The following is a 15,739-nucleotide window of genomic DNA, read 5'->3' as shown; positions in this document are numbered from 1 at the left end:
CTTGTTATCCATCCGGGGTGGTTCTTGTCCTACTCAGGACCGCCTCTTCAAACGCCCTCAGCCGCGGTAGGGCGGCGGCACTGACGCTGGCGTGGATCGCTTCGGGAAAGTCACGAGGAAGGAGTTCAGTTACCCGGGTGAAGGCGCGTTCGCCACGCTCTGCGATATGCGCCATGGCCCCATTCACCACGCTGGCCGGCAGTTTGACCGCGGCGGCGGTCTGAAGGAAATGCCGCGGGTGAATTTGGTCTATCCGGTAGTTACGGTTCGTTCCCACTGCCATTGCCAGCTTCATCTGCTTGCGCGTGATCTGGTTCAAGTCGAGGCTCGGCTGAGCGGTTAGGATGTCGTAGAGCGGGGTCAGTTGGTAGCCGCCACCGGGCGCCAGAAACACGCTGAAATTCTTTGCGTGGCCGTCAGTCGCGCCTAGGATCCAGAACAACATCTGGGCGGCGAGGAAGGTCTTCTGGTCTTCTGCCGGCGTATCACTGCCTTTGAGGAGATTGAGGATTGCCGCCATGCCTGGCCCGCCCTCGTGTTGGTACTTGAGGGTCGGCGGCACAGAGAGGGCTTGGCAGCAGTCTTCCTGTGGAAGGCGGATGAGGCGTCCGCTCTCGGTCCAGCGTCGATCGAAGCGTTCGATGGCCAGCGCCTTGGTCTTGCCGAAGGTGGCAATGCGCGCCGTGTTGACGGGCAGGCCAAACGCTTCGGCCAGCGCCAGGCAGTAAAACTCGTTCTCGACGCTGTTGGTGAGGTCGATGCCGTTAGGCAGCGTGCCGATCTGCGTCTTGAAGATGTGTGTGGTGGGGGTGGTGCCGTGCGGTTTGAGCCACCGTCCGTCATGCCGGAGCAGGGCCGTCTTCTCCTGAGCGCCGGCGACAGAGATGCGGAAGTCATCATCGCGGCTCAAGCCGAGCGGAGCCTGTGCCAGGTTCTTGAGGAGTTTCTCAATCTCGCTGTCATCGACGGCTTCGCCGCTGATAGCTTCGATATCTGGTAAGTCATCGTCTCCGGCAATGAATTGCAGTGCGCCCACGCAGTCGCGGCCAATCCGCGCCAGCAGGCTGTAGGCGTCTATACCCCGCGCGCCGACTTTCTCGGCCACACGGCGGCGCAGCGCGTCCGAGTCAGGCAGCAGATTCTCGAAAACGGCGTTGACGGGTTCACCCCGGTAGGCATCTTCGCGCAAAGGCAGGGAGAGGGAGACCGGAAACGCGCCCCGCCGCGCAAGCCAGTCATCCTCGTAGCGGAAGCGAACGGCGCCGCTGGACTCTTTGCTGAGCTGGCCGACAAGGCGGTTGTTCAGATAGACCCGCAACGGCACGTGAAGGGGCCGCCGACCCATCAGCTGAGCAGGTCTTCTATTTCAGAGGAGGACCGCTTGGAGCGCGGCGCGACTTGGAACTCCAGGTCGAGGGCTGCCAGCAAAGCCAGCACGCTGTCAAGTCGGGCGGCTGGGTTCCCGCTCTCAATAATGGAAACGGAGGGCTGCCGCATACCGGCACGATCGCCAAGCGCGGCTTGGCTGAGGCCTTTCTGCTTGCGAGCGCGGCGGATGGCATTTCCGATTTGCTCAGGGGTACGGGCGAGGACCATGCTCGAATTATGCGTCAGCTTCTATATTTTGTAAATATGTGTTAGATCGAATATCCTGAACTTATCTGCTAAGTCGGATATACGCAATTTCCAAGGAAGCGCATAACAGATGCTCCCACGGGAACCCCCTTAATGCCTCGGCTGATCGCGTCGCGATATAGACGAGCAAGGCGCATTTGGGGCCGCGGCTCTCGAACCACCAATGGTGAGAGCCATCGATCTGCACGAGCTCGCCCAGACAGTCACGCCGACCGCGCGGCTGATGCAGTTGGCGCTTCCGCTCACGGCGCGAAGTCCAGATTCCGGCTTCCGTCATCCATTTGCGTAGTGTCTCGCGCGACACGACCAGGCCGTGGTTCGCCGCCAACTTCTCGGCCGCCAAGGTCGGCCCGAAGTCGACATAGCGTTCTCGAACCAACTGAACCGCCAGATCGCCGATGCCGGCGACATATCGGTGGTTCGACGGTCGGCCTCGAGCCTTGTGCCGAAGTGCTGCGGCGCCTTCGGCCCGGAACACCTTCAGCAGACGCTGGACCTGACGCGTCGTCATATCCAGGACATGCGCGGCCGAGACAACCGTCATGCGCCGCTCCAAAACCTTCGACAGCACCTCGATGCGTTGCAGCTCGCGCTCGCTCATCAAAATCAGTCCCAACCCGCCGTCTCCCTCGCTCATCGACGAGCAGGGCGACATTCCTACTTTGCGGAATCAAGACATTTCTATTTTGCGGCAATAACTATTTGCGGCATAACATACATTATGGAACCGAATATTGTCGTTTAGATTCAACTGGATAGAGAGTTGAGCTGGTCGCCGCCTGTAAGTCGTGCCCGACTGCCAAGTGAGGGCTGCCAGTATCTTCCTCGATCTCAGTGCTGCTGATGCCGACCTTTTTGGCGTCAGCGAAAAGCTTTTGTGTCAGCTCGGCGACTGAGATGACGCTCCTGCGGCCTTCCAGCTTGCTTTAATCATTGCTAATGCAACCCCTTGCTGCATTAATCCTCGATCATGCTAATTGGACGGGGAGTAACGATGGCCCAGATGATCCGGTTCGCGATCTTTGCGGTTTCGGCCGCTGTCGCCGGCTTGGCGTTTTTCGCCTTGCATTCCTTCTGGACTTGGACCGCGCCGCTCCTGATCATATCCGTCGGGTCCATGCTTGCCGAACATGCCTTCACCGTAAGCCAATGTAGAACAATCGTGAACCTAGACTTCCTTGTCCCCTTCGCCCCAATGGCACGCCAGTGGGTAGGACGCCAGTGGGTAGGGGAACATCGACCAGCATTTCATGGGCAAGGCGTCCAGCCCTTACGCGTACCGCGATGAAACAGCGTTCAGGAAGGCCGCCGCGCGCTCCCCGACGGACCCCTATGGCGTGGCTACAGGGCTCAAAGACGGGCGCCCGCCGACGTGACATGGGCATATCGGTCGCCGAACTTCGCTCGGCAGGGGCGCGCGTGAAACGAATTGGGACTAAAGCTAAAGAGGCTGCAAGATTTGTGACGGCGATGGCCAATGCTCGACGCCTGTTGATCATGCACCTCGTGCTCGACCGCGAATTGCCGGCTGAGGCGCTTCGAGAGCAACTGGGGCTTAGCTCGTCGGCACTGTCACAGCACATGGCCAAGTTACGCGCACTCGGCTTGGTCCGCGTCCGCCGCGACCGTGACAACATAGTTCACTATTCCTGTTGCAATGACTCGGCCCGCAAACTGCTTGCCATGCTGGACCACGCTTATGAAAGTGGCCCTTCGAAGCAAAACGCAGACTTGGGAATTCCAGATTGAGCCCTTGCGGACCCCGCATGAGGGACTGTTGAAGTCTATGCGGGAATCGACAGGGAAGGAAGCGAGTCATCCATTGGAATACCACCGGGCCTGTGCGGCGGCCTTCGTCAACCAATTGATGATGAGCGGCCCGGCTACCGAGGGGTTGATTTGGGCTTGAAGGTCCGCGACCGGGCCATGCCGGCGATCCCCCCGGGCAGAAGGATCATGAACTAATATTAGCAATAGCGCAAATACGAAACGGCGCCGGCATCGACGTCGCCAATATCGTAGCCCGATAGGATTCGTTCGATATCTGGCACCATAGGCTTACCGTGCCCTGGTCGCCCGCGAGATTTACAGGCCGGCTGTCAGACGCCGATAGGCAACCCGTGAGCATGCTTCACCTGGCCCAACGCAAAGCTGGATTCGATCGAGGCCACGCCGTCGAGCCTGGTGAGTTTCTGCTTCAGGAAGGTTTCATATGCCTCTAGATCCTTGACGACGACACGCAGCAAGAAATCCATTTTTCCGGTCATCAAATAACATTCGACGACTTCCGGCCAACGACGGACCGCGCTCGAAAAACCATCGAGCTCTTCCTCCCGTTGTCGCTCAAGCTTGACGGAAGCAAAGGCGCTAACGGGCAATCCAACCTTCACCTGATCAACGATTGCCACGTAGGCTCTGATCACGCCTGATTTTTCGAGCATCCGCACTCGGCGCGCGCAAGGCGATGGAGAGAGCCCGGCGATCTCGCTGAGATTTTCCGTTGTTGCGTGAGCATCCGACTGAAGTGCAGCCAGCAACTTTCGATCGATATCGTCAATCACACCTTTTGGCATAAGTTTTCGTTTCCCGCATGAAAATTGGCTGAGTCTGGCCGAAGCGGCTCTAGCTTATCGCGCTTTTAGCCGCAATCGCCCGCTGGATTTTCCTATCCTCGCCTCCTCTCGGTGGAGTTATAAAATGAACGATCCTCAACTCGCGTGCCTCAAGGAACTCGAAAGCAAGGTACTGTGGCTTTCCACATGGATGGTCCACAACGCCAACAACCTTCGGCCGAATGACGACGGGCTCAAAGTTGGAGGGCATCAGGCGTCGTCAGCATCGCTCACCACGCTCATGACTGCGCTATACTTCGCGGTATTGCATCCACAAGACAGGGTCGCGGTGAAACCGCATGCAAGTCCGGTCTTTCACGCCATCCAGTATCTCTTCGGCAACCAGACACGGTCGAAACTGGAATCCTTCCGCGCTTATGGAGGTGCGCAATCCTATCCATCACGGACGAAGGATACGGACGATGTCGACTTCTCGACCGGGTCTGTCGGACTGGGCGTCGCGCAAACCCTGTTTTCCTCATTGGTGCAGGATTACCTTCGAGCAAAAGGCATGGCCAAGGACCGTCCGGAAGGCCGCATGGTCGCGCTTATTGGCGACGCCGAGATGGATGAGGGTAACATTTTTGAGGCTCTTCTCGAGGGTTGGAAACACGGTCTGCGCAACACGTGGTGGATCGTTGATTACAATCGCCAAAGCTTGGACGCGGTCGTAAGGGAGGGCTTGTGGGAGCGCTTCGTCTCTCTGTTTCGCGATTTCGGCTGGGAGGTGGTAATCCTCAAATACGGCTCCCTGCTCGAGCAAGCCTTCGAGGAGCCTGGGGGCGAGGCTTTACGCGCCTGGATCGACAATTGCCCCAACCAGCTCTATTCGGCTCTGGCTTATCAAGGTGGGGGAGCGTGGCGCAGACGCCTGCTCGATGAGATCGGTGACCAGGGTCAAATCTCCAGGTTAATTGAAAACCGTTCGGACGAAGACCTTGCGCGCTTAATGACAAACCTTGGCGGTCATGATCTGCCCCTGTTGTTGAGGACCTTCGAAGAGGCCCGCAAGCATGACCGGCCGATCTGCTTTCTCGCCTACACGATCAAGGGATTCGGCCTGCCGCTGGCGGGCCACAAGGACAATCATGCAGGGTTGATGACCACCGCGCAGACGGAAGACCTGCGCGCTCGTCTTCGGATACGGCCGGGCTGCGAATGGGAATTGTTTGAAGGTCTTCAGCTCCCCGCCGCTGAGCTGGCTGCTTTCCTCAAGGAAGCTCCATTCAATGCCCGGCGCCGTGGCCGCCAGCAGGCACCGAAAATCGCTGTCCCTGAGGCGTTTGCCATCGAGGTGCAATCTCCTGTCTCCACACAGCACGGCTTTGGAATTCTCATGCACGAGGTCGCCAAGACGGAGACTGATCTGTCGAGACGGATCGTCACAACGTCGCCGGACGTCACCGTCTCAACCAATCTCGGCGCATGGGTCAATCGTCGGGGACTCTTTGCCCGGGAAGAGAAGGCGGATCTGTTCAAGAAGGAGCGGATCCCGTCGACCTTCAACTGGCAATTCTCACCCAAAGGCCAGCATATCGAACTCGGCATCGCCGAGATGAACTTGTTTATAAACCTCTCGGCTCTGGGGCTTTCCCATTCGATATTTGGCGAGCGGCTTTTGCCGATAGGGACCCTTTATGACCCGTTCATCGAACGTGGGCTCGATGCGCTGAACTACGCCTGCTACCAGGATGCGCGCTTCATTGTCGTTGCCACCCCTTCCGGTATCAGTTTGGCGCCTGAAGGCGGCGCCCATCAATCGATAGCAACTCCACTTATCGGCATGGCTCAGGATGGGCTCGCCAGCTTTGAGCCAGCCTTCGTCGACGAGCTTGCAACCGTTCTGCGATTTTCATTCGACTACATCCAGCGCGATGGAGACACCCAACCCGATCCCGTGACCTGGCTCAGGGATGCCACTGGAGGCTCGGTATATCTCAGACTGTCGACGCGGCCGATTGAACAACCCAAACGCGTCATTGACCAGACGCTGGCTGAAGACATCCTCAATGGAGGCTATTGGATGCGAAAGCCAGGGCCAAATGCCCAGATTGTGATCGCCTATACGGGAGCGGTTGCACCCGAAGCCATTGATGCAATTGGTTTGATCGCAGAGGATCGCCGCGATGTGGGCCTTTTGGCGGTGACGTCTGCCGATCGCCTGAATGCGGGATGGACGGCCGCGCAGCGCGCCAGGGAGCACGGCGTCGCCCAGGCGCAAAGCCCCGTTGAGCGACTGCTTGCCAGCGTCCCCTCACATTGTGGGCTCATCACCGTGCTTGATGGCCATCCTGCCACACTTGCTTGGCTCGGATCCGTCGAGGGTCACAAGACCCGTTCACTGGGCGTGGAGCATTTCGGCCAGTCGGGCACGATCGCGGACCTTTATCGGCACCATGGAATTGACGCGCAAAGCATCGCGCGAGCCGCGCAGTCGCTTTCACCTGGAAGGCCAATCCGACACCTACGAGCAGCCGTCTAACATCTCCGCTCTACAGGCGCGAAGGTGTCATTGGTCTAGCGCTCGCGCTCGTTGCGGTCACGCGGGTGCCTCTCTTGGATTTCCTGCTCCAATCCTGGCGTACGCTGCGCGGGTTGCTGGTGTGGATCCTGTCGTGGCGAACTCGGCTCCGGCAGCCCTCTTGGTTGACCCGCTATTTTCCTGGGCAATCCCGTCCTTTCACCAGCACGTAGATCGAGGGGATCAAGAGCTTGATGGGCGCCGCGCAGCCGATCCTCGTGGGCAACCTCCCGGCTGCGGACCACAGGCGCATTCCCTGAAATCGGCTCGTGCTTTGAGTTCGACGTGGTTTGAGGAGTTCGAGATCCGCTCTCAAACAACTGCGAAAGCTCGCCACTGCGAACTGGGATGTTGTGGTCAGCTTCGATGGCGGCAAGCTGTTGTTCCGAAATGCGGAGGTTTTCCCGGCGGACGGTCATCACTTCGCGCGCGGCTTCAACGACTTCGTTGAATTGTTTGCGCTCCCATGGCTCGACAGAGCGCTCAATATTCGCCAGAATAGTCGCTATCCGTTTTTCGTACGCCTCGAACTCAGGACGTGTCATTGCAAGCATGGCAGCTTCCTCGCCTCCAAAAAGTTCCCGAGCCAAAACGACTTTCGGATCGTTCCCGCCCGGTGTTTGCCGAGAGAATTCATTCGCAGTCGCGATCTGGGTGAAACGTGACGCGGCCCGGATTCGTTCGAGCTGACCTGCGGCGAACTCGGCCACCTTCTTTTCTTGGCTATCGCGCGCAAGTGCGCTCCATGCCTGACCAACCTCGGTCAAGTATGTGGTACTGCGGACGGACCTCGCCGCGTGACGGAGATTGGAACGCTTGGCTACATAGCGTGCCTGTGCCGGCCGGCTGGTGCCCTCATGCTCGCTTCTGCCGACATAGCTGACAGGACGCACCTGAGTACGAGCATAGGCCGGCGCACTTGCAAACTCGCGACGATCGGTCAGCTCCATGCGGATTCCGTGCTCCCGCGCCTTCTCAGCTATCAGTGAGCGCCATTCCCGAAACGCCCGGGGGCTCGTCTCGATGCGTTCTCCTGTCTCCGCACGCATGGTGACGATCGCGTGGGCGTGGACATGGGGCCGCTTGCCGCCCTGCCCCGCCACTTTTGGGTCGTCAGACGGATCGTGCATAGCATAAACATACCGATGCCCGGCGAATTGATCGCCAAGGAACTCCCGCACGGCATCTCGAAATGCCGCTTGATCGGTGCCCGCACGCGCCGAGGCGACCAGATGCATGACGTCGCGTCCTGTGCGGCTTTGCATCTGCTTGCGCCAGTCTTTCTGGACGAGCTCGCCGGCTTGTTTGACAGTCTCGATGTGGCTGTCCGTATCATCGCGGACCCGCCCTGCGAAGCGCTCCACCATTTGGCGAATCCGGCTCGTTGCGAAGGCGACGCCATTGCCGTGAGCATGGAACAGAACGCGTGCCTGGACGCTGCTGCCGATCTTGCTCCTGTTCAACCGTTCTTGGGCGATTGCCGCGGCCTTCGCGTCGCCGGTCAGGCGCTCGCCATCCGGCCCGCGCAGGAGCAGGACCCCCTGCACCCGCAAACGCTCGCCGTCCGCTTGCTCGATTGCATAAACGAACCGGCGCTCGCCGAAGGCGGCGCGCAGGACATGGCGAAGCATTTGGTCACGATCGCTATCGTTTGCCTTTGTGCTCACCGTCACCTGGAACAGACCAACGTCCCGGCTCGAGGCACGATTGTCAAAAAGATGCTCCCATTCGGTGCGAAGTTGCAGCAGGCCCGCCTTGCCGATGATCTGCTCGCCCTTGTCGGTTTCGACGGCCAGTTCGCCATTCCGGGAGACGTAGCTCACCATCGCACCCATACGCGCTCCACGACCATAGGACGTGAGCTTGACCACCGCAGGCTGGCTCCCTTGAGCCACGGCTGTGAACCGTTGACGCATCGATCGGTTCGGCGCGACAGCTCCGGTGCGACAGGAACGCAGGCTGGCGTTGTGGCCAGCGCGCGCCCTGTCCCCTCGCCTTGTCGTTTCGTCCGGTGCGAACGCCACCCCGCCCCTTCGCCGCCAGTCCCAGTCATGCGCGTCGCGCCCCCGCTGCATTTCATGAAGCAGGGCTGCGCGACGCCGTTCCCACTCCCGTTCGAAAGCCCCCAGGAAAAATTCCATTAGCCAGCTCCCGAGCGCCGCGCCGCGCCGGCGCGTTTCGTCATCTGGGACAGCTCTGCAGCGACCGTCAATGAAATGGCGCGGGCATCGTCGGCAGCTGCGGCGATATCCGAAACCGTGCTTAACCGCCCCGTGTTGAGCGCGCGTACGGCTTGATTGAGGGCATTGGCGACAGCACTCAGATCCGCAGCGAGGAGTTGTAGGATCGCGCGATCGGCATCATTGAGAAACGGGCGGATGCCCGCCCCCTCGCAGGCGAGCGTGCGGATGAAGGCGGACACTGACATGCCGGCGCCATTCGCGGCCGACTTAATAACGGCAAGCTCATCCGAGGCGAACCGGATATGCGCGACTCTCTCCCGCCTCGGCGGCCGTCTTGCGATAGCTGCGCCGGCTCTCGTCATTACGCTTCTGCCTTGTTCGCGGCCGAAGCCGCGGATCGAGGGCCCGTCCCTCGATCGTCAGAAAAAACGTATCACGTTTTTCCGTATCCTGCCAACCGAATTGACATTGAATTTCCCTGTTTACCCGCCATTTAGGTAATTCTCCTTGCCGTCTCGACTGTGTTTTTCTATATTGATGGAAATCCGTCTGTCCACTGGTCCACATTCGAACAGATCTGGATTCAAGTGGATGTAGGAACACACATTTATGAGGAGAGCTCGCTCATGCCGGTCGTGATCTCCGCCATCAATGGCAAGGGGGGCGCCGGCAAGACCACCGCCTTGATGAACATTGCTGGCGAGTACGCACTGCGCGGTTCAGCCGTGGCCATGGTCGACATGGACGGGAGAAGCAATCTGACCAGATGGTGGAGCGAGTGCCACGACAAGAACGCGCAGCCGGAAGGCATCAGCGTGTTCAGCCACAAGACCGCCAAGTCCTTGGACGCGTTCGTTGAGCGCCATGGCCACCGTTTCGATTACCTCCTCATCGACACGCCTGGAGAGGATATTTCCACGATCGATCCGGTGATTGGTTGGTCCGACCTGGTGATATCTCCTGTGCAGCCGTCTAAACGCGAGGTCCTTGGCGCGATCGACTGCTTTCACTCCGTACTCAGGATCAACGAGGCTCGCGCCAGCGCATGCCGGCATGGTGTTTTGAGAACCCGCATCTCGATGACGGTTCGCCAGACAGAGCTCTATCGCAAGATTAGGCCCATCATCGAGGACACGGTCGGAACGTATCTGTTTCGTACCGAGGTTATGGAGCGTAACGTGTACAAGGACATTCAAAACGGCATCGGCACTCTCCAGATGCAGACGCTGTCCGAGCCTGTCGCCAAAGCGCGGCGCGAGACCCAAGAGATCGTGAGCGAAATCGATGCGCTGCTGAGCTCCGGCGCCGAAGCGGGGCCCGCTTGATGAGCCGCAGGGATACCCTGTCGCTCGACGAGTTCGCGCTCGCTGCCAGGAAGCAAGCGGTGAGAGGTGATGAAGATCGTGGGTCGGATCTAGTCAGCACTGACCCTAACTCAGACCGCACGTCGCCGGACCGGAGCGACCTTCGACAGGAGGCCCGAAAAGCCTTGCGCCGGATGAAACGAGAGCGCGTTAAGGGGCAAAGCTGCTTTGTCAATGTGAACCTCGACCGGCCAACCAAGCGCCGGTTGAAACTGGCAGCCTTCCATGACGACACAACTATGCAGGCAATCGTGGAAGCGGCGATCGTCAAGTATTTGGACGAGCTAGGCCTATGACTCCAGCCACGGGTTTCTTCCTTGGCGGATCGGAATTTGATGTCAGCCCCTTCCCCTGCTAGACTCGCGGTCAAGTTGGCTCTGATTTTTCTCACATCGGGCAATTTGAGGTGGAAAGGCACGTCCTATCGACGTGCTTCCTCGACACGCACAGGAGCTGGCAAAAGCCCTCGAAATGGCAATCAAGGACCTCCAGAAGTACATTCACGAGCACGGACTCACCGAAACGGAAGACGCCGAATCCGAAAAGCCGGTCTACAGGAAACCCGGCTTCGAAGGCGTACGGAGCTTCGGCGATATGGAGAAGGCCTTCGGTCGGTTCGTGCGCGAACGCCGAGAAGCCAGGCGGCTCAATCGCGCCCAGATGGGAACCATGGTCGGCCTGCATGAGACTATCTTTGCACGCTATGAGCGGGCCTTTTCGAAGCTGCATGCCACGAGACTCGTTCATGTTTGCGAGATACTCGACTGCTCACCGATCGAAATGATCCATTTTGCTGCCCCGCATTTTTTTGGCCAGAACCGGCAAGAAGCTGACGATAAGCTGAAACTGATTTTGCGTGTGCTTGATATGCCGGCTTCGTCGGCATCAGGCCTGTTGAACCTTGTCGAGGGTCTCGCCGGGGCAAATGCCGGAGACGATCCGCGCGATCGATGATGCGATCGCCGCGCCCTATCCCCGATTCCCGGCCGGCGGCAACCTGCTCATGCCGGCCGCAACTGGCCCGGCCCGAAAGCCCGCTATTCGATCAAAGTTTTGAATCGGTCTCGAACCACCGATTCAAAAAATGCATTGGACGGTATTTGGCGAGCGCAGATAATCCAATGCATGAAGCACGCGACCCATCCACTATCCCTGCGCGCATAAACAGTGCCCGCACCATGGCGCGGTACTATGTCATGGCATTGCAACCCACGCTGTTCGGCGACGTGTCCTTGTACGGCAATGGGGCCGCATTGGCACACGTGGGCGTCAGAAAGTGGAATTTTTCGACGATGGCTGCAAGCAGCAGCGGCGCTGTGGCGGCTGGCCGCGCAAAAGTCCAATCGGGGATATTCGGGCAATCCCCGTGAGGTTTCCCCGGCAGGTGCGCCCGATCCGGCGTGCCAGCCGGTGCCGTTTGCCGGAAAGGGATCACAGGTGATCACCACGACCCCCGGCAGGAAATAAGTATGCAGGCGTGGCGCATCGATGCTGCGCGCAATTCCAGATGACCTCATGCCTCGCCTTTGCGCCAAGCGCCCCGGCCTGTTCGGGGGGCGCTGCGCGGTCGGTTGCCGTGCCAGCCATTGAGAACGGAACAGGGAAAACCTTTACCGTCCTTGTCCCCAACAGGTTGGCGCATTGGGCCGCTGAAGCGACGATCGTTGAGCTTGACGCCCCGGATCGTCGGGGACCCTGTTGGCTTGAGCGCCGTGGGTGACCCTTCGCCGACAAAGGGCTCGCGACCCGTCGGATGAGCAGGCTTGCGGTCGAGCTTGATCATCGCCGCCGGAGTTCTCGCCTTGTCCCTTCGCAGGATCGCGGCGCCCCGGGGAGCGCCGCGTCCAACGCCTGGCCGCCTCAGCGCGACCAGATGAGAGCGTATCCCTCGTCATTCTCGACCAGGCTCGCGTAGATCGGACCGGGGAAGCTTGGATCATCAAGCTTGACGGAGTGGTATTCTCGGCTGGTTTCCTTGGCCGTCTTCTTCCAGCCGGCGCCAATCTCGATGGTCCCTGCGAAGGCCCGAAGGTCGGGCGACTTATCGCTCTCCTTCTCGGCCGCGATCAGGCGGGCCTTGATGTTGAGGTTGAGCGTCTTGATAACACCGGCAAACGAACCGTCTTCGTTGCGAGTGAAAGTGCCGATCTGAGCCATGGGTTTTCTCCTTGCTGTATCAGGTCGCGACCATCGCGGCCTTGATGGCGGTCGCAGGGCACCGCGCGACCGGCCCGCACCCGTAGGGCTGGAACGCGGGTGGAAGGCAGCGCAGGGCCGAGCTTCTTGGCGCGCGAGGAAGCCGCGCGCAGCACGGCGGGGAAGAAGGTCGGCATGGGCTGTTGCGGGATCGAAGTCGGGCTGCGCAGCAGCTGGACGCGGTGTGAGATACGCCACCAAGAAAGGCCGTAGTGGGCGCTCCTCTGGTAACTGCGTGGAGCAGAGGACCCTCGGCGAGGCCAAAGCCGCCGCTGGCGATGCGATGTCCTATGTCCAGGCGCGATCGTGAGGCCCCGGCAAGTGTCGCGGTGATAAATGCGGGTCTCTCGGAGGGGCCGCGAAGGGATGGCTCAGTCCGGTGGCATTGAGGGCGCGGGCTGAAGATCGTGCAGGAAGGCGGCGGCTCGCTGTGCATGACCGGCAGCGGAAAAGATCGCCCGCTTGTCGTTGGCAAGGACCTGAAGCCAGGAGGCGAGGTAGCTCGCGTGATCCGGCCGCGGCTCGAGTTCCGGCGCGATGCCCAGATCCGCGCACAGGAAGCAGCTGCCAAGTTCGGCAATGAGCTCTTCCCGCGCCCGCTCGCTGCGATCCTTGACATATCGGCTGAGGTCGCGGTTCACCCGTTGCGGCGCCGATGTCCAATGTGTGGCCTCGTGGCTGAGCGTGGCGACATAGGCCGCCGCATCGCGGAAGGCTTGGAGCGGCGGCATCTGGATATGGTCGGTCGCAGGCGAAAAGTAAGCGCGATCGCCGCCGTGTCGGATGACCGCACCGGTGTTGGCAAAGAAGCGGTCGGCGTGAACGATACGCTCGACCGGCTCACGAACCGGCTCAACCCGCTCATAAAGGTGGTCGGACAGACCCTCGATCTGGCCGGCGTTGAAGACGCTGTAGGCTTTGAGAAACGGGATCTCGCGGTCGAACTCCTCGCCCGAGGCGTCGATTTGCGTCTTGGTGAGGCGGCCTGCGAAGACCACCAGGGTGCCCGACTCTCCCTTGCGCACCGCCCCGCCGAGCTCGAGCGCCTGCTTGAAGGTCATCCACATCGGGCTGGAGAAGCCCCGCGCAATTGCCTCTGACCACAGCAACAACACGTTCATGCCGTTGTAGGGCATGCCGTTATGCCGTACCGGTCGGGTCACCCGACCGACGGCGGTGGCGCAGTGCCATGGCTGCATCCAGGGGCGGACGCCCCTCTCGAGATCGGCGACAATCCGATCGGTGATCCGCGCATAGATGTCGACGCGCGGCCCTCTTCCTTCTTTTCTGCTCATCTCTCTGAACCTCTGGTTTTGGAGGCCGCGCCGATCGCGGCCCCGTCACGGTCCGCCGGTGGCGAAGGAAGACGGGCAGCGCACCCGCAGGGCCCCATAGCGCCAGCGAAGGACGGCGCAGCCGTTGCGCTGACTGTCTTGCTGCGCCAGGACCGCGGGGAAAGACGGGGCGCGAAAGAGGCGGCGCTGGGCGCCGCCTCGATACGTCTCGCAAGAAGGGTCGGCTCAGCGAATCGCACGGCCGCCCCGGTAGGGATCGTATTCGCAGAGGATTTCGACCTCTGCGTCATCGAGCTCGTCGGCGGGCAGGATGCCGAATTCGGCGTCGACCTGGAAGAGAACGACTGGGGCCATGAGGGTGCGGGCGAGGTGCCAGGCGGCCTTCTGGGCAAGAGTGAGATCGTGCGACATCTGAGGGCTCCATCTTGGAGCGGGCCAATCCCCGCTCAATGGCTGCGTCGGGGTGCGGCGGCGGGCGCGATCATCGCGAAGGCGACAGCCGAGCGGCCGCAGCTTGCTAGCGGACCCCTTGCGGGTTGATCGTGGAAGACCGCGCCGCACCAGGAAAGCCATCACGAAAGAGCGGGATTGGATTGCTCAAGTCCGGGCCGGCAGTGCTCGGTCGCATCCGATGTCACTGGCCTGAAGGCGGCTCCATGGATCGGCAGCGTGACCGCGGCGGCCATTCTGTCGGACATTTGGCGCGGCCGGGAGACCTGCCGGACCCAAGCTGAGCAGCGTTGGGATTGCGGCGGCAACGTGATCTCTCAACGGCTGTGTAGTGCCTGACCCATCTTTATCGATCCTTGAGGCAAATCCGCATGCGCCACCAACACTCGAGCCAACGGGTCGCCCTAGGACCATCCGTTGAGTTGGCGGGTCCCGGGTTCAGTAGACCTCCCCCGCCGAGGCAGGCGGGAGAAGTTGGGGCGCGGCAAGCGACGAGCGGGGCAGAGCCCCGCCCTGAAGGCGCCTACCCGAGAGCTGCCATCTGCAGCTCGGCCGCCTTGCGGTCGACTGTGGGGCCAGAGTTCTCGACCGACCGCTCGAAAGGCTTCCAGACCTCGCCAACAACGTGCTCGTAGGCGATGATGGCCCCCTCGGCGGCCATGCGCAAAGCGTGGGCCTGGAGTGCCATGTCCGCAGCGAACTCCCGCTGGCGCTGGGCGGCGCTGTCGAAACCAACGGGACCACCGACATCTTCGTCCCGATCGTCACAGGCGGACTTGGCTGTTGCGTCGCGAGCTTGGGAGACCGCCCGGCTGTAGAACTGGCCGGAGCCGTAGGCGGACCCGACGAAGGCCCCGACGACGCGCTGCAGGTGGATCTGCATGGCGCGCTCGCCAAGCCCCTCGTCCAGCGCTGCTGCGGTGTCGACGATCAGCTTTTCGTGCAGGTCGCGGATGCCGTCGCTGTCGAGGACAGGCAGGCCGAAGCTCTCGGAAACGAGAGAGCACTGCGCGGCATCGGGGCAGGCGAACCGCACCATCTGCAAGGTGGTTGCCTTGCGCAGCGGCACCACGCGAGCGGTAGAGCGAGGATTGGCAGCTTTCTTGATCATGACACGTCCTTTCTTCGGTTTCCGAAGCGCAGACCGGCTCCGTGCCGGCCCGCCCTCGGGCGCGGACCCACAGAACCGGCCGAGCGACGTTCGCTTCAAGGTCCGGGGGGACCGAGGCGAGCAGGGCAGGTTTGCGGCCAAGCAGGGCTCCTTCCCAGCCCTCGCGCGGGACGCGGGGCTGCTATGCCGAGACTGGATCGGCCCGGCCGCGGGGCGGCGCGGAACGCGGCCTTGAAGTGAACGACCGCCGGTTCAGGACCGCCTCAAGCCCGGGGAGGACCGGCACGGGCCTGGTTATCGAAACGGAAAGGGAAGGACAGGCGCGCAAGACCATTTGCCAGACCAGCGGACTGGACCTGTCCCATCGTTGAC

General features: G+C 61.0%; 15 protein-coding genes and 1 pseudogene. 6 read left to right on the top strand and 10 right to left on the bottom strand.

What is annotated here, in order from left to right:
- Positions 1 to 4: 4 nt before the first annotated feature.
- From FJ543_RS23290 to FJ543_RS23280, 3 genes and pseudogenes are all read right to left on the bottom strand, one after another.
- Entirely contained in the window at positions 5 to 1,345 is a 1,341-nt protein-coding gene (locus FJ543_RS23290; RefSeq protein ID WP_140877488.1) for a type II toxin-antitoxin system HipA family toxin, read from the bottom strand.
- On the bottom strand, positions 1,345 to 1,596 hold the full coding sequence (locus FJ543_RS23285; protein WP_140620410.1) for a helix-turn-helix domain-containing protein: 252 nt from the start codon (positions 1,594 to 1,596) through the stop codon (positions 1,345 to 1,347). The genes FJ543_RS23290 and FJ543_RS23285 overlap by 1 nt, the downstream gene beginning before the upstream one ends.
- Positions 1,597 to 1,750: 154 nt before the next feature.
- Positions 1,751 to 2,251: pseudogene (locus FJ543_RS23280) on the bottom strand (helix-turn-helix domain-containing protein); the annotation flags it as partial.
- Between the two features lie 761 nt (positions 2,252 to 3,012).
- Between FJ543_RS23280 and FJ543_RS23270 the strand changes: the two are divergent.
- Positions 3,013 to 3,384, top strand: a complete 372-nt coding sequence (locus FJ543_RS23270; RefSeq protein ID WP_140877486.1) for an ArsR family transcriptional regulator — start codon at positions 3,013 to 3,015, stop codon at positions 3,382 to 3,384.
- A gap of 350 nt (positions 3,385 to 3,734) precedes the next feature.
- Here the strand turns inward: FJ543_RS23270 and FJ543_RS23265 are convergent, their stop codons facing one another.
- Positions 3,735 to 4,208 carry an Lrp/AsnC family transcriptional regulator gene (locus FJ543_RS23265; RefSeq protein ID WP_140877484.1) on the bottom strand — a complete coding sequence of 158 codons (474 nt, stop codon included), beginning with the start codon at positions 4,206 to 4,208 and terminating at the stop codon, positions 3,735 to 3,737.
- Between the two features lie 124 nt (positions 4,209 to 4,332).
- On the opposite strand from FJ543_RS23265, the gene FJ543_RS23260 reads away from it, so the two are divergent.
- Positions 4,333 to 6,729, top strand: a complete 2,397-nt coding sequence (locus FJ543_RS23260; RefSeq protein ID WP_140877482.1) for a 1-deoxy-D-xylulose-5-phosphate synthase N-terminal domain-containing protein — start codon at positions 4,333 to 4,335, stop codon at positions 6,727 to 6,729.
- A gap of 35 nt (positions 6,730 to 6,764) precedes the next feature.
- Here FJ543_RS23260 and FJ543_RS23255 read toward each other — a convergent pair whose 3' ends face one another.
- Both FJ543_RS23255 and FJ543_RS23250 read right to left on the bottom strand, forming a co-directional pair.
- On the bottom strand, positions 6,765 to 8,909 hold the full coding sequence (locus FJ543_RS23255) for a conjugal transfer protein TraA (protein ID WP_140877480.1): 2,145 nt from the start codon (positions 8,907 to 8,909) through the stop codon (positions 6,765 to 6,767).
- On the bottom strand, positions 8,909 to 9,196 hold the full coding sequence (locus FJ543_RS23250) for a plasmid mobilization relaxosome protein MobC (RefSeq protein WP_224682172.1): 288 nt from the start codon (positions 9,194 to 9,196) through the stop codon (positions 8,909 to 8,911). Before FJ543_RS23250 ends, FJ543_RS23255 begins: the two co-directional genes overlap by 1 nt.
- 381 nt (positions 9,197 to 9,577) lie before the next feature.
- Here FJ543_RS23250 and FJ543_RS23245 point away from each other — a divergent pair, with 381 nt between their 5' ends.
- The 4 genes from FJ543_RS23245 (at position 9,578) to FJ543_RS32310 (ending at position 11,756) form a co-directional block, all read left to right on the top strand.
- Positions 9,578 to 10,276: a ParA family protein gene (locus tag FJ543_RS23245; RefSeq protein WP_140877476.1), complete on the top strand. Its 699-nt coding sequence runs from the start codon at positions 9,578 to 9,580 to the stop codon at positions 10,274 to 10,276.
- Positions 10,276 to 10,611, top strand: coding sequence for a hypothetical protein (locus tag FJ543_RS23240; RefSeq protein ID WP_140877474.1), 336 nt, complete (start codon positions 10,276 to 10,278; stop codon positions 10,609 to 10,611). Before FJ543_RS23245 ends, FJ543_RS23240 begins: the two co-directional genes overlap by 1 nt.
- A gap of 175 nt (positions 10,612 to 10,786) precedes the next feature.
- Complete coding sequence (locus tag FJ543_RS23235) at positions 10,787 to 11,269, top strand: helix-turn-helix transcriptional regulator (protein ID WP_140877472.1); 483 nt, start codon at positions 10,787 to 10,789, stop codon at positions 11,267 to 11,269.
- Between the two features lie 187 nt (positions 11,270 to 11,456).
- Positions 11,457 to 11,756: a WGR domain-containing protein gene (locus FJ543_RS32310; protein ID WP_348643276.1), complete on the top strand. Its 300-nt coding sequence runs from the start codon at positions 11,457 to 11,459 to the stop codon at positions 11,754 to 11,756.
- 419 nt (positions 11,757 to 12,175) lie between these two features.
- Here the strand turns inward: FJ543_RS32310 and FJ543_RS23225 are convergent, their stop codons facing one another.
- From FJ543_RS23225 to FJ543_RS23210, 4 genes are all read right to left on the bottom strand, one after another.
- Positions 12,176 to 12,472: a DUF736 domain-containing protein gene (locus FJ543_RS23225; protein ID WP_140877470.1), complete on the bottom strand. Its 297-nt coding sequence runs from the start codon at positions 12,470 to 12,472 to the stop codon at positions 12,176 to 12,178.
- Between the two features lie 410 nt (positions 12,473 to 12,882).
- Positions 12,883 to 13,806 (bottom strand): zincin-like metallopeptidase domain-containing protein, encoded by a 924-nt coding sequence (locus tag FJ543_RS23220; RefSeq protein ID WP_140877468.1) that lies wholly within the window; start codon positions 13,804 to 13,806, stop codon positions 12,883 to 12,885.
- 225 nt (positions 13,807 to 14,031) lie between these two features.
- Positions 14,032 to 14,217, bottom strand: coding sequence for a hypothetical protein (locus FJ543_RS23215; RefSeq protein ID WP_140620436.1), 186 nt, complete (start codon positions 14,215 to 14,217; stop codon positions 14,032 to 14,034).
- A gap of 562 nt (positions 14,218 to 14,779) precedes the next feature.
- Positions 14,780 to 15,367: a hypothetical protein gene (locus FJ543_RS23210; protein WP_140877466.1), complete on the bottom strand. Its 588-nt coding sequence runs from the start codon at positions 15,365 to 15,367 to the stop codon at positions 14,780 to 14,782.
- Between the last annotated feature and the right edge of the window lie 372 nt (positions 15,368 to 15,739).

Origin of the sequence: Mesorhizobium sp. B2-5-7, from assembly GCF_006440875.1 — a bacterium.
In the GTDB taxonomy this organism is placed as follows: domain Bacteria; phylum Pseudomonadota; class Alphaproteobacteria; order Rhizobiales; family Rhizobiaceae; genus Mesorhizobium; species Mesorhizobium australicum.
This window is presented reverse-complemented; position numbering and strand designations above follow the sequence as displayed.